Source organism: Phenylobacterium sp., assembly GCF_013911965.1.
Lineage (GTDB): Bacteria > Pseudomonadota > Alphaproteobacteria > Caulobacterales > Caulobacteraceae > Phenylobacterium.
Window position 1 is genome coordinate 246,119 of record NZ_JACESE010000002.1, and the last position, 12,276, is coordinate 258,394.

Sequence of the window (12,276 nt, forward strand, 5' to 3'; positions counted from 1 at the left end):
GGAATCCGCGGCTTGCGCGGCGGCTCAGGTCTGAAGCCGGTTGATCGGCGGCATGTCCGGATAGGTGGCGAGGAATCGCTCGGCCACGAAGTGGAGGACGATGTCGGGCCGCTCGCGGTCGAGGATCTCGGCGAGCACGTCGCCGTCGTGCCAGGCATAGACCACGCGGGCGAAATGCTCGGAGAGGAAGGGCATCACCTCCGTGGCCGTCGAGTCGCGGAAGACGACGGCCCGCGGCAGGGTCGAATCGCCCGTCTCGAAGGCGACCAGCTCCCGGCCGCGGAATCCCGGCAGGTAATCGTCGGCCAGGCGGACGCGCCGGGCCCGGGCGGTGTCGGGATGCAGCCGGTAGAGGAGGCCGAGCTCGAGCATGTTGCGCCACTGGGCGTAGCCCGCGTCGGCGGCGAAGGCGGCCCGGTCAGCCTCGTCGAGCTGAGCATAGACGTCGCCTTCGAACCCTGCGAGCTCGGGCAGGAGGTCGCTGTAGGCGATGGACGGCGTGGTCGTCACGCCGGTCTGGGCGATCGTCTCCATCACATAGCGATAGAGCAGATAGGCCCCGAGCCAGCTCACATGGGTGTCGCCGCGGAAGTAGACGAAGCCCAGCCGCTTCATCCGCTCGAACCAGGGGGCGAGATAGTGGACCGCCGCGGGCGCCGCCGCGGCCATCTGAAGGGCGGGACGATCGGCGGCGTTGCGGAGCCGGTCGAGACCCTCCGGCAGCCATTCCCGATAGACCACGCTCTTTTCCGGGGTGACGAACATCCGGTAGGGCGTCGGCGAGAGCGCGGCCAGACGCGCCTGCAGGGTCTGCCGGACGGCTCTCGCCTCGGCCGGGGTCCAGCGTTTCAGACCGAACTGCCAGGACAGGAAGTCGTTGGTGTCGTTCACCAGATAGACCCAGCCGCCGGGCGCGGGCAGGGCCTTTCCCGGTCGGCGGGCCTTGGCGGCGGCCACGAGGCGGGCGGCCTGGCCGAACACCTCAGGCCAGCAGGGCTTGGGTGGCGGCGGTGACGTCAGCCTGCCGCATCAGGCTTTCCCCCACCAGCATGGCCCGGGCGCCGCAGGCCTCCAGCCGGCGCACGTCGGCCGGGCCGCCGATGCCGCTCTCGGTCACGAGCAGCGCGCCCGACGGCGACAGCGCGGCGAGACGCTCTGTGGTGGCCAGATCGGTCTCGAAGGTGCGCAGATTGCGGTTGTTCACGCCGACGAGCGTCGCGCCCAGCGCTCCGGCGCGCGCCATCTCGGCCTCGTCGTGGACCTCCACCAGCGCGTCCATCGCCAGGCGCCGGGCCTCGGCGTGCAACTCGGCGGCCAGGACGTCGTCGACCATGGCCATGATGATCAGGATGGCGTCGGCGCCGAGCGCGCGGGACTCGGCCACCTGCCACGGATCGACCAGGAACTCCTTGCGCAGGACGGGCAGGGCGACGGCGGCGCGCGCGGCCACCAGAAAGTCCTCGCACCCTTGGAAACTCGGCGCGTCGGTCAGGACGGACAGGCAGGCCGCGCCCCCGGCTTCATAGGCGGCTGCGATCGCGGGCGGATCGAAGTCGGCGCGGATCAGCCCCTTGGACGGCGACGCCTTCTTCACCTCGGCGATGAGGGCGAGCCTGCCCGGCGCGTGGGCCCGCTCCAGGGCGGCCTGGAATCCGCGCGGCGCGGAGGCGGCCTTGGCGGCGGCCTCCATGGCGTCCTGGCTGCGGGCGCGACGGCGGTCGGCCACCTCCTGGCGCTTGTAGTCGGCGATGCGTTCGAGGACGTCGCTCATGCGTTTGTGGTCTCGCAAAGACGGGCGAGCGCCTGGCGCGCGCGTCCGTCGTCCAGGATCTGGCCGGCCAGCTCGACGCCCTCGCGAAGGGTCTCGACCTTTTCGCCGACCAGGAAGGCCGCCGCGGCGTTCAGCGCGACGATGTCGCGATAGGGGCCGGTCTCTCCGTCCAGCAGGCGGCGGATCGCCTGGGCGTTCTCCTCGGGGGCGCCGCCCGTCAGGTCCGACAGGGCCGCCCGCGGCAGGCCGACCGCCTCCGGGGTGACGGTGAAGAGGCGCACCTGCCCGTCGCGCCACTCGGCGACCTGGGTTTCGCCGGTGGTGGTCATCTCGTCCATGCCGCCGCCGTGCACCACCCAGGCCCGCTCGGTCCCCAGGGCGCCGAGGACCCGCGCCAGCGGTTCGACCCAGCGGTCGGAGAAGACGCCGAGCACCTGGCGCTGCGCGCGGGCCGGATTGGTGAGCGGCCCCAGCAGGTTGAAGAGGGTGCGGAAGCCCAGTTCGGCGCGGATCGGAGAGACGTGCTTCATCGCCCCGTGGTGGGCCTGGGCGAAGAGGAAGCAGAGCCCGGCCTCGTCCAGCGCCCGCAGCTGCTGCTCGCGGCTGGCCATGATGTTGACGCCCAGCGCCGCCAGCACGTCGGCCGCGCCGGAGCGGGAGGACAGGGCGCGGTTGCCGTGCTTGGCCACCTTCAGTCCGCCGCCGGCGACCACGAAGGCCACTGCGGTGGAGATGTTCAGGGTGTGCAGCCCGTCTCCGCCCGTGCCGCAGACGTCGATCACCTGGAACGGATGCTCCAGCGTCACGGCGGCTTCGCGCATGGCCCGGGCGCAGGCGGTGATCTCGCCGACCGTCTCGCCGCGCATGCGCATGGCCGTGAGCGCCGCGGCGATCTGCGCCGGAGTCGGCTCGCCGCGCAGGCAGGCGGAGAAGAAGACCTGCGCGTCCTCTTCCGACAGGGTCGCGCCGTCGGCCAGGCGCGCCAGCAGGGGCTTGAAGGCGTCGGACATTGCTCAGGCGGCCGACAGCCGCCTGGCGCCGGCCAGGTCCAGGAAGTTGGAGAGCAGGGCGTGGCCGCCCTCGGTGGCGATGGATTCCGGGTGGAACTGGACGCCGAAGATGGGGCGGCTGACGTGCTGCACGCCCATCACCTCGCCGTCGTCGGTCCAGGCGGTGACTTCCAGCTCGGCCGGCATGGTGTCGCGCTTGACCGACAGGCTGTGATAGCGCGTCGCGGTGAAGGGCTCCGGCAGGCCCTTGAAGACGCCCTTGTCGGTGTGGTGGATCGGGCTCGTCTTGCCGTGCATCAGCTGGCTCGCCCGCACGACCTCGCCGCCGAAGGCCTGTCCGATGGCCTGGTGGCCCAGGCAGACGCCCAGGATCGGCAGGTCCTGCGGCGCCTGACGCAGCAGGTCGAGGCAGATGCCGGCTTCGTTCGGGGTGCAGGGCCCGGGGGACAGCAGGACGCCTTCCGGCTTCATCGCGATCGCCTCTTCGGCGCTCAGCGCATCGTTGCGGCGAACCAGCGTCTCGGCCCCAAGCTCGTTCAGGTAGTGGACGAGGTTGTAGGTGAAGCTGTCGTAGTTATCGACGACGAGGATCATGGGGTTTCTCTAGGCCAAGGCGGCGGATGCGCCAACCATCGTTGCATATGGCGTTCGGCGCAGCGAAGCTGAAGCCATGTCCGTCATCGATTCCGCCCTGGATCCCGAGGCCCTGGCCCAGGCCCGCGCGCTTCTCGCGCCACCGGCGAAGCGCGAACGGCTGGGGCCCGTTCTGGGGGCGGCGGCCTTCGCGGCCATCGCCGCGCTCGCCCTCGCCGCGGCCATGATCACGGCGCCGCCCGTGGTGACCCAGCATGTGCTGCCGCCGCAGGCGGAGGATGGGCCGGCGGCCGGCGAAGCCTCGCTCGCCGACATTCCGCTCAGCGAGGCGCCGCTCACCGAATCCATCCTGCCGCCGGAGTCCTGAGCGGCGCTCAGACGAAGCGCCAGGCTTCCTCGGCGGCGCGGCGCAGGGCGCGGGCCTTGTGCTGAGTCTCGTCGTACTCGGCGTCGGGATCGGAGTCGGCCACCACGCCGCCGCCGGCCTGGACGTACATCTGGCCGCCCTTGAAGCAGGCCGTGCGGAGCACGATGCAGGTGTCCACCGAGCCGTCGGCGCCGAAATAGCCCACGGCGCCGGCATAGGCGATGCCGCGCTTCTCGATCTCCAGCTCGTCGATGATCTCCATGGCGCGCACCTTGGGCGCGCCCGAAAGCGTGCCGGCGGGCAGGGCGGCCATCAGCACGTCGACGGGGTCGACCCCCTCGGGCGCGTCGCCCTCGACGTTGGAGACCAGGTGCATGACGTGGCTGTAGCGCTCCACGAAGAAGGAGTCCGTCACCCGCACGGAGGGGCCGTTCCGGCGTGGCTGAGGGTCGTTGCGGCCGGCCTGCCGCAGCATGGCCACCCGGCCCACGTCGTTGCGGCCCAGATCGAGCAGCATCAGGTGCTCGGCCCGCTCCTTGGGGTCGGCGATCAGCTCCTGCTCCAGCGCCAGGTCCTGTTCGGGCGTGGCGCCGCGCGGCCGGGTGCCGGCGATCGGCCGGATCGTGATCTTGCCGTCGCGCAGGCGGACCAGGATCTCCGGGCTGGAGCCGGCCAGCTGGAAGTCGCCGAAGTTCAGGAAGAACAGGAAGGGCGACGGGTTGGTCCGGCGCAGCGAGCGGTAGAGGGCGAAGGGATCGAGCGGGAAGGGCGCCCGGAAGCGGTGGCTCGGCACCACCTGGAAGATGTCGCCGGCGCGGATATAGGCCTTGGCCTTCTCCACGATCTCCCGATAGGCCTCGCGGCTGACGGGGGTGGTGAAGGCGTCGGCCACAGGCTGGCCCTGGCCGGTCAGACGCGGCGCCGGCGCCTTCAGGTCCTCCATCACCGCCGCGAGTCGCGCCTGCGCCGCCGCGTAGGCCGCCTCGGCGTCCCGGCCGTCGGGCCGAACCGTGGTCGCGAGGATGATCTCCTGACCGATGGCATCGAAGACCGCCACGACGGAGGGGCGGGTCATCACCCCGTCCGGTAGGTCGAGCGTGTCCGGATTGACGTTGGGCAGGCGCTCGACGAGGCGAACCATGTCATAGCCGAGCGCGCCGAAGACGCCGGCCACCATCGGCGGCAGCCCCTCCGGAATGTCGAGGCGGCTGGCCGCGACCAGATCGCGCAGCGAATCCAGCGTCGGTCGCGCCTCGGGGCGGAAGCGCCCGGCGGCGATGTCCTCGCCCTCGGCGACCTCGGCCGTCTGGCCCCGGCAGCGCCACACAAGGTCGGGCTTCAGGGTGATCACGGAATAGCGCCCGCGATAGGCGCCGCCCTCCACCGATTCGAAGAGGAAGGCGTAGGGGTGGCCGTGGCCGATCTTCAGATAGGCGGAGACCGGCGTCTCGATATCGTCGATCAGACGCGTGAAGACCACCTGGGCCGCACCCGAGGCATAGGCCTGGGCGAAGCTGGAAAGCTCGGGCTCGATCTTCACTTTGCGGGCTCCGCCGGCGCCTTGGCGGCGGGGGCCTTGGCGGCGGGTTCCGATTCGCCCGACTCGGGAACCTCGGGATCGAGGCCGAGTTCGGCCCGGGCGCGCTCTTCGTTGATCCGGACCTTGACCTCTTCGCGCGCCGCGGCGCTCGCCGAGGCGGCGAGATCGCGGAAGAGGCTCATGGCCATTTGAGGCCGGCCCTGTTCGGTCGCCTGCGCCACCGCCTCGACATCGCCTGGACGGATGGCGTCCAGCTTGCCGACGATCATGCCGAGCTGGACGTCGCGCGCCCGGAACACCTCGCCCACCTTGGCGCCGAAGGTCTTCATGAGCGCGTCGTCGGAGAGCTGGCCATTCTCCTGCGCCGTGGCCCGGTCGAGCGCCGCGGCGCGCGTGACCCGCGCCCCGATCGAGGAGGCGACGGCTTCCAGGCTCTCGCCCTCGCGCACGCGCGCGGCCAGTTCGTCGCCCTTGGCTTCCAGCCGCCGGATGATCTCCCGCTGCATCCAGAAGCGGGTGAGATCGGCCTTCACCTCCTCCAGGGGCGGCAGGGCCGGCGGCGTGATGCGTTCGACCTTCACCGCGAAGTACTCGCCCCTCTGCAGTTCGGCCAGGTCGCTCTCCGCGCCTTCCGCCAGGTCGAAGGCGGCTTCGAGGATCTGCGGCGAGACGCCTTCGACGGGGCGGCCTTCCTCGTCGCGACCGCTCTCGGTGACGGGGCCGAGGGTGAGAACCGGCACGCCGGCCGTCTGCGCCGCCTCGGTCAGGGAGGCGCCGCCCAGGTGCGCGTCCTCATAGGCCTGGGTGCGCTCGTAGACCTTCTCGGCGGCGGCGTCCTGGCGGATCTCGGCCTCCAGCATGGGGCGGACGTCTTCCAGGGTCGGCTCGCGGCCCGGCGTGACATCGGTCACCTTGACGACAGCCAGGCCGAGATCGCCCTGGATGGGATCGCTGACGGCCCCGTCCTCAAGGGCGAAGGCCGCCTCGGCGACCTTTCGGTCGGCGATGGCCGACTTCGGACGGCTGTCATACGTCACCGGTTCGACGTTCAGCGACTTGGCGACGGCGGCGGGATCCTCGCCCTTGCGCAGGCGCTCGGCGATCTGGCGCGCTGCGGCGGCGTCGCGGGCCGGGATCTGCACCAGGCTGCGGGTCTCGGGCTGCGAGAGGGTGTCGCGCCGGAATTCGAAGCGCTCCTGCAGCTGCTCGTCGGTCACCTCGACCTGCATGTCTTCGGGGCGGGGCGCGAAGCGGACGAGCGAAATGACCCGGAATTCCGGCAGCCGGAGCTGCTCGGCGTTCTCCTCCATGAAGGCCTTGAGCTGCGCGTCGGTCGGCGGTTTCGGCGGCTCGATGTCGCGGAGGCCGACCTGGAAATAGCCGAGGTCGCGCTGCTCGAGGTCCACCATCGCATTGAGGGCCCCATAGGCCCGCGGCGCACGCAGGCCGGCGACCAGGCCGGCGGCGAAGTGCTGCTGGGCGATCTGATCGCGGACGCGCGTCAGGAAGTCGTCAGGGGTGAGGCCGGACTGGCTGAGCGTCTGCTCCATCAGCGCCGGATCGAACCGCCCGCTGATCTGGTCGAAGAACTGCGGAATGTTGCGCAGCTCGGCGGTGACCTGGTCCTCGCTCGGCCGCAGCCCCATGCGGCCCAGCATCACGGCCAGGGCCTCGCGGGTGGCGATCTCGTTGAGCAGACCCGAGATGATGCCGTTCTCGGCGGCCATCTGCGGCGTCACCGGCTGGCCGACCTGCTGCTCGGCCTGCTGGCGCCACAGGTCGTATTCCCGGCGGAACTGCTGGGCGCTGACGGAGCGGGAGCCGGCGGTGACGACGTCCGTGGACATCTGGCCCCTGAGAATGTCGGACATCCCGAAGACGGCGAAGCTGATGATCAGCAACCCGATCAGAATGGCCGCGACCCAGGACTTGGCGAAGGCGCGGACGGCGGCGAGCATGAGGGACCCTTCCTCGGGCGCATGTACATATAGAGCGGCGGGTATAGTGGAGGCGGCTTCCCCCCCGCAAGCGCGCGACATCGGCAAGGACGTGACATCGGCAAGGACGTGACAGGGGCGCAGGCTTGGCTTAACCGGCCCGGGAACATCGAACCACGCGAGGCCGCATGAGCGCACCTGTTCCCCTGATCGCCGGCAACTGGAAGATGCACGGCCTCGGCCCGGCCCTTTCGGAGGCGCGCGCTATTGCGGCCGGCGCGCCCGCGGCCGGCGTTCGCCTGGCCCTGTGCCCGCCCTCGACTCTGGTGGAGCGGATGAGCGCGGCCCTGGCCGGGAGCGCCGTGAGCGTGGGCGGGCAGGACTGCCACCCCGAGGTCGCCGGCGCCTTCACGGGGGACGTCTCGGCCGAGATGCTGGCCGAGGCCGGCGCCAGGATGGTCATACTAGGCCACTCCGAGCGCCGCGCGACCTATGCCGAGAGCGATGAGATCGTCGCCTCCAAGGTCCGCGCCGCCCTGCGCGCCGAACTGGAGCCGATCGTCTGCGTGGGCGAGACGCTCGCCGACCGCGAAGGCGGCAGGACCCTGGACGTCGTGACCTGGCAGGTCCGCAATTCACTGCCTCAGGACCTCTCCGGCCGCGCCTTCACTGTGGCCTATGAACCGGTCTGGGCCATCGGGACCGGGCTCACGCCGAGCCTCGCCGACATCGAGGAGGTCCATCGCGCGATCCGCGACACCCTGCGCGACCAGTTCGGCCCGGCGGGCGCTGAGCCGGCCATTCTCTATGGCGGGTCGGTCAAGCCCGCCAACGCCGCCGAGATCCTGGCCGTGCCGGAGGTGGGCGGCGCCCTCGTCGGCGGCGCCTCGCTGAAGGCGGGCGACTTCCTTGGCATCGTGGCGGGAACGCCGGGGCTCTAGAGCAGCAGGCCGAAGAGGCGGCAGTCCCGCCGCTGGCCCTCGCGCAGGATGTGCCCGCGAAGCAGGCCCTCGGGCTTGAAGCCCAGCCGCTCCAGCACCGCCTCGGACCGGCGGTTGCCGAGCTGGGTCCTAGCCTGCAGCCGGCGCAGCCCCATCGCGGCGGCCTGGATGGCGACGGCGGCGACGGTTTCGCTGGCGTAGCCCTGGCCCCAGACCTGGCGCGCCAGGATAAAGCCGATCTCGGCCCGCTTGTGCCACAGGTCGATCTCGGAGAGGTCGCAGACGCCGATGAAGGCCCCCTCGGCCAGGGTTTCGATGGCCCAGTAGACCGCCTTGCCTTCGGCCATGGTCGCGACCTGGCTCTGGACGATGCGGCAGAGCAGGTCCGGATCGTCGATCTCCGGGATGTCCCAGTGGGCCATCACCTCGGCGTCGCTCATGATCGGGAAGAGGCGTTCGGAGTCGGCTTCGACCATCGGACGAAGACGCAGCCGCTCGGTCTCCAGCATCATGGATGATCCCCGGACTTGTTCCCCGCCCGCGGCGCCCTAGCTATGGCCTTGGCGGACGCGGGGTGTTAGAGCGCCCGCTTGAATTTTCGGCGCGGCTGCGGTTTGCGCCAGAACCTCGGACCTGTCCATGCTGCTCGGCATCCTTCTCGTCATCCAGATCCTCGTCTGTCTCGCCCTGATCGGGCTCGTCCTGCTGCAGCGGTCCGAAGGCGGCGCGCTCGGCATGGGCGGGGGCCCCTCGGGCTTCATGAGCGCGCGCGGGGCCGGCGACCTGCTGTCGCGCATGACCTGGATTCTCGGCGGCGTCTTCTTCGCGCTCAGCCTGACGATCACGCTGGTGTCCGGCCGCGTCAGCGGCGGTTCGGCCATCGACCGGCTGGATATCGAGGCGATCGATCCCAGCCAACTGAACCAGGCGCCGGCGGTTCCCGCGGCGCCGGCGCCGAATCTGAACTCCCCGCAGCCCGGCGACACCGAGGCGCTCGAGGCGCCGGCTGCGCAGATCCGCAATCCCTTCGCCGGCGACGAGGCTCCCGCCGCCGACGAAGCGCCGCCCCCCGCGACCCCCTAGGGCCGACTTTCCTGAAATCCGCCCGGCCGTCCGCGGCCAGAGGCGTGGCGCGCGGCCGGGGGCGGCCGCCGGTTATGCATTTTCGTGCGGTCCTCCGGGGCCGCGAGGTCAGACGTTTTGGCGCAGCGCGAGGGACGCGCGGCGCCCCGAATCGATGGTAGGTTGATCGCCCATGACCCGGTACATCTTCATCACCGGCGGCGTGGTTTCCTCACTGGGAAAAGGGCTCGCGTCCGCAGCGCTCGCCGCGCTCCTGCAGGCCCGCGGCTACAAGGTCCGGCTGCGCAAGCTCGACCCCTATCTCAACGTCGATCCGGGCACGATGAGCCCGTACCAGCACGGCGAGGTCTTCGTCACCGAGGACGGCGCCGAGACCGACCTCGACCTCGGCCACTATGAGCGGTTCACCGGCGTGAACGCCACTCGGGCCGACAACGTCACCACGGGCCAGATCTACAAGACGATCCTGGAGAAGGAGCGCCGCGGCGACTATCTGGGCGCCACCGTCCAGGTGATCCCGCACGTCACCGACGAGATCAAACGCTTCGTCCTGTCCGATCCGGGGGAGGGGGTGGACTTCGTCCTCGTCGAGATCGGCGGCACGGTGGGCGACATCGAAGGCCTGCCCTTCTTCGAGGCGATCCGTCAGCTCGGCCAGCAGCTGCCGCGCGGCCATGTCTGCTACGTCCACCTGACCCTGCTGCCCTACATCAAGACCGCCGGCGAGATGAAGACCAAGCCGACGCAGCACTCGGTGAAGGAACTGCGGTCGATCGGCATTCAGCCCGACATCCTGCTCTGCCGTTGCGAGACGGCCATTCCGGCCGGCGAGCGGCGCAAGATCGCGCTCTTCTGCAATGTTCGCGAAAGCGCGGTGATCGAGGCCCAGGATTCCAGCAGCATCTATGCGGTGCCGCTCGACTATCACCGCCAGGGTCTGGACACCGAGGTGCTGGACGTCTTCGGCATCCAGGACGCGCCGGCCCCGGACCTCTCGCGCTGGAACAGCATCGTCGAGACCCTGACCAATCCCGACGGCGAGGTGAACATCGCGATCGTCGGCAAGTATACCGGCCTGACCGACGCCTATAAGTCGCTGGTGGAAGCCCTGGTGCACGGCGGCGTGGCGAACAACGTCCGCGTGCGCTTCGACTGGGTCGAGGGCGAGGCCTTCGAGAGCGGCGACGAAGGCATGATCGCCGAACGCCTGACAGGCGTGCACGGGGTCCTGGTGCCGGGCGCCTTCGGTCAGCGCGGCTCGGAAGGCATGATCCGCGCGGTCCGCTTCGCCCGCGAACACGAGATTCCCTACTTCGGCATCTGCTTCGGCATGCAGATGGCCATGATCGAGGCGGCCCGGAACCTGGCGGGCCTGAAGGACGCCTCCTCCACCGAGTTCGGTCCGACGACCGAGCCGGTGGTCGGCCTGATGACGGAGTGGGTTCGGGGCAACGAACGCGAAATGCGCGGGGAGGGCGACGACCTGGGCGGCACCATGCGGCTCGGCGCCTATGACGCCGTCCTCACGCCCGGCTCGAAGGTCTCGCAGATCTACGGCGGGCAGGCGATCAGCGAGCGCCACCGCCACCGTTACGAAGTCAACATCCGCTACCGCGAAGCCATCGAGCGGACGGGCCTGCGATTCTCCGGCCTGTCGCCGGACGGGGTGCTGCCGGAGATCTGCGAACGCGCCGACCATCCCTGGTTCGTGGGCGTCCAGTTCCACCCCGAGCTGAAGAGCCGCCCCTTCGAGCCCCATCCGCTGTTCGCCAGCTTCATCGGGGCCGCGAAGGAGCGCAGCCGCCTCGTCTGAGCCGCCTCAGTAGCCCGGCCGGTGCATGACCAGCTGGGCGCCGTCCGAGGTGCGCCCCGACAGCCGATTGCCGTCGCCACGCATCACCGCCAGGGTCTGGCCGTCGTGCTTGATCAGCGCCACGGCGCCGTCATAGGGCCGCCAGGCGAAGAGCTGGCCGAAGGGCCCGGCCCAGCACTTCTGCGGCTTCAGCTTGAAACCCTGGTTGAGGAAGGCCTTGTCTGGCGAGAGTTCGACCTCGCAGGTCTTGGTCCCGCCCCAGCCGTTGCTGGAGGCCACCCACTGGCCATAGGCCTGTTCGGGCTGGAGGCGCGGGGCGTTCTGGGCCTCGCGATCCTCGGCGATCGCGCCGATCACCCCGATGAGGGCGCCGACCGCGGCGGCGGTCGAATCGCCGTTGCTGCGGCTGGACCCGTTCCAGCCGGGATTGTTGTTGTTCCAGCCCGGATTGCTGTTCGGCGGCGGATTCCAGCTCGGGGTGGTGACGGAGGTTCCGCGAGTCGTCGAGTTGGTCCGGCTCGAACTCGTTCCGGTGGTCTGCGACGTGGTCTCGGTGACGGTGTTGTTGCCCCAGGAGCCCTGCCGGGTCTGAGTCGTCGTGGTCGACTGGCTCGTCCCGGTCGTCTTGGAGTTGGTCGTCGAGTTGGAGTGGGTCGTGCCGCCCCACTGCGCCTGGGCGGCCGTCGGCGCGGCGACGAGGCTGGCGGCGAGAAGAGCCGCGGCGCTGAAAACGTGTTTGGACATGCTGTTCCCCCTCACATGACCCTGCGCGCCTGGGTAGTCGACCTGGCCGTGGGGGGCAACCTTGCCGCGCGTGTGAGGAACCTCGGGGGTTTCCTGCGGCGGTGGCTTGAATCCGGAGCGGCTTTGCGGCATACACCCCCGCTCACGTCGGCGGCCGCGTTGGCCGCCGTCTCCTTTTTACACGCCTGCGAGACTCTCCCATGGCCGTTCCTAAGCGAAAAGTATCGCCCTCGCGGCGCAACATGCGGCGCTCCCACGACGCGCTCGGCAAGAACTCCTTCGTCGAAGACAAGGAGACCGGCGAGCTGAAGCGTCCGCACCACATCGACCTGAAGACCGGCATGTACAAGGGCCGTCAGGTCCTGACCCCGAAGGAAGACTAAGGTCCTCCTGGGGTCGGCCGGCGCCGCTGCGCCGACGAGCTGTCTAGCAAGGCCTCGCCCAAGCCGGGCGGGGCCTTTTGCGTGCGCGATTGC

General features: G+C 70.3%; 13 protein-coding genes. 5 read left to right on the forward strand and 8 right to left on the reverse strand.

The annotated features are described in order from the left end of the window. Positions 1–24 precede the first annotated feature (24 nt). From H2041_RS03015 to H2041_RS03030, 4 genes are read right to left on the reverse strand one after another with little or no spacing between them, the layout of a single operon-like run. A complete protein-coding gene (locus tag H2041_RS03015) occupies positions 25–981 on the reverse strand; it encodes a hypothetical protein (protein WP_293409275.1) in 957 nt (318 codons plus the stop codon). Position 982: 1 nt separating this feature from the next. Beyond that, positions 983–1,771, reverse strand: coding sequence for an indole-3-glycerol phosphate synthase TrpC (gene trpC, locus H2041_RS03020; RefSeq protein WP_293409277.1), 789 nt, complete (start codon positions 1,769–1,771; stop codon positions 983–985). Next, positions 1,768–2,781: an anthranilate phosphoribosyltransferase gene (gene trpD, locus H2041_RS03025; RefSeq protein WP_293409279.1), complete on the reverse strand. Its 1,014-nt coding sequence runs from the start codon at positions 2,779–2,781 to the stop codon at positions 1,768–1,770. Before trpD ends, trpC begins: the two co-directional genes overlap by 4 nt. A 3-nt stretch (positions 2,782–2,784) precedes the next feature. Then, positions 2,785–3,375, reverse strand: a complete 591-nt coding sequence (locus H2041_RS03030) for an aminodeoxychorismate/anthranilate synthase component II (protein ID WP_293409281.1) — start codon at positions 3,373–3,375, stop codon at positions 2,785–2,787. Positions 3,376–3,451: 76 nt separating this feature from the next. Between H2041_RS03030 and H2041_RS19075 the strand changes: the two genes are divergently transcribed. Beyond that, positions 3,452–3,742, forward strand: a complete 291-nt coding sequence (locus H2041_RS19075; RefSeq protein WP_363244699.1) for a hypothetical protein — start codon at positions 3,452–3,454, stop codon at positions 3,740–3,742. A gap of 7 nt (positions 3,743–3,749) precedes the next feature. On the opposite strand, the gene trpE is transcribed toward H2041_RS19075, so the two are convergent. Together trpE and H2041_RS03045 are read right to left on the reverse strand one after the other, a co-directional pair. Continuing rightward, positions 3,750–5,282, reverse strand: a complete 1,533-nt coding sequence (gene trpE, locus H2041_RS03040; RefSeq protein ID WP_293409283.1) for an anthranilate synthase component I — start codon at positions 5,280–5,282, stop codon at positions 3,750–3,752. Then, positions 5,279–7,240, reverse strand: coding sequence for a peptidylprolyl isomerase (locus H2041_RS03045; protein ID WP_293409285.1), 1,962 nt, complete (start codon positions 7,238–7,240; stop codon positions 5,279–5,281). Before H2041_RS03045 ends, trpE begins: the two co-directional genes overlap by 4 nt. Positions 7,241–7,407: 167 nt before the next feature. Here H2041_RS03045 and tpiA point away from each other — a divergent pair, with 167 nt between their 5' ends. After that, complete coding sequence (gene tpiA, locus H2041_RS03050; RefSeq protein ID WP_293409288.1) at positions 7,408–8,160, forward strand: triose-phosphate isomerase; 753 nt, start codon at positions 7,408–7,410, stop codon at positions 8,158–8,160. Here the strand turns inward: tpiA and H2041_RS03055 are convergent. After that, a complete protein-coding gene (locus H2041_RS03055) occupies positions 8,157–8,672 on the reverse strand; it encodes a GNAT family N-acetyltransferase (RefSeq protein ID WP_293409291.1) in 516 nt (171 codons plus the stop codon). The two genes, tpiA and H2041_RS03055, sit on opposite strands and share 4 nt — an antisense overlap. Positions 8,673–8,799: 127 nt before the next feature. Here H2041_RS03055 and secG point away from each other — a divergent pair, with 127 nt between their 5' ends. Both secG and H2041_RS03065 read left to right on the forward strand, forming a co-directional pair. Then, a complete protein-coding gene (gene secG, locus H2041_RS03060) occupies positions 8,800–9,243 on the forward strand; it encodes a preprotein translocase subunit SecG (RefSeq protein WP_293409293.1) in 444 nt (147 codons plus the stop codon). Positions 9,244–9,415: 172 nt separating this feature from the next. Continuing rightward, on the forward strand, positions 9,416–11,056 hold the full coding sequence (locus tag H2041_RS03065; RefSeq protein ID WP_293409295.1) for a CTP synthase: 1,641 nt from the start codon (positions 9,416–9,418) through the stop codon (positions 11,054–11,056). Positions 11,057–11,062: 6 nt separating this feature from the next. Here H2041_RS03065 and H2041_RS03070 read toward each other — a convergent pair whose 3' ends face one another. Continuing rightward, complete coding sequence (locus tag H2041_RS03070) at positions 11,063–11,800, reverse strand: AprI/Inh family metalloprotease inhibitor (RefSeq protein WP_293409297.1); 738 nt, start codon at positions 11,798–11,800, stop codon at positions 11,063–11,065. Positions 11,801–12,000: 200 nt separating this feature from the next. Between H2041_RS03070 and rpmF the strand changes: the two genes are divergently transcribed. Then, the gene (rpmF, locus tag H2041_RS03075) at positions 12,001–12,183 is read left to right on the forward strand and encodes a 50S ribosomal protein L32 (RefSeq protein WP_293409299.1); all 183 of its coding nucleotides are present in this window, start codon (positions 12,001–12,003) and stop codon (positions 12,181–12,183) included. The last annotated feature ends 93 nt before the right edge of the window (positions 12,184–12,276 follow it).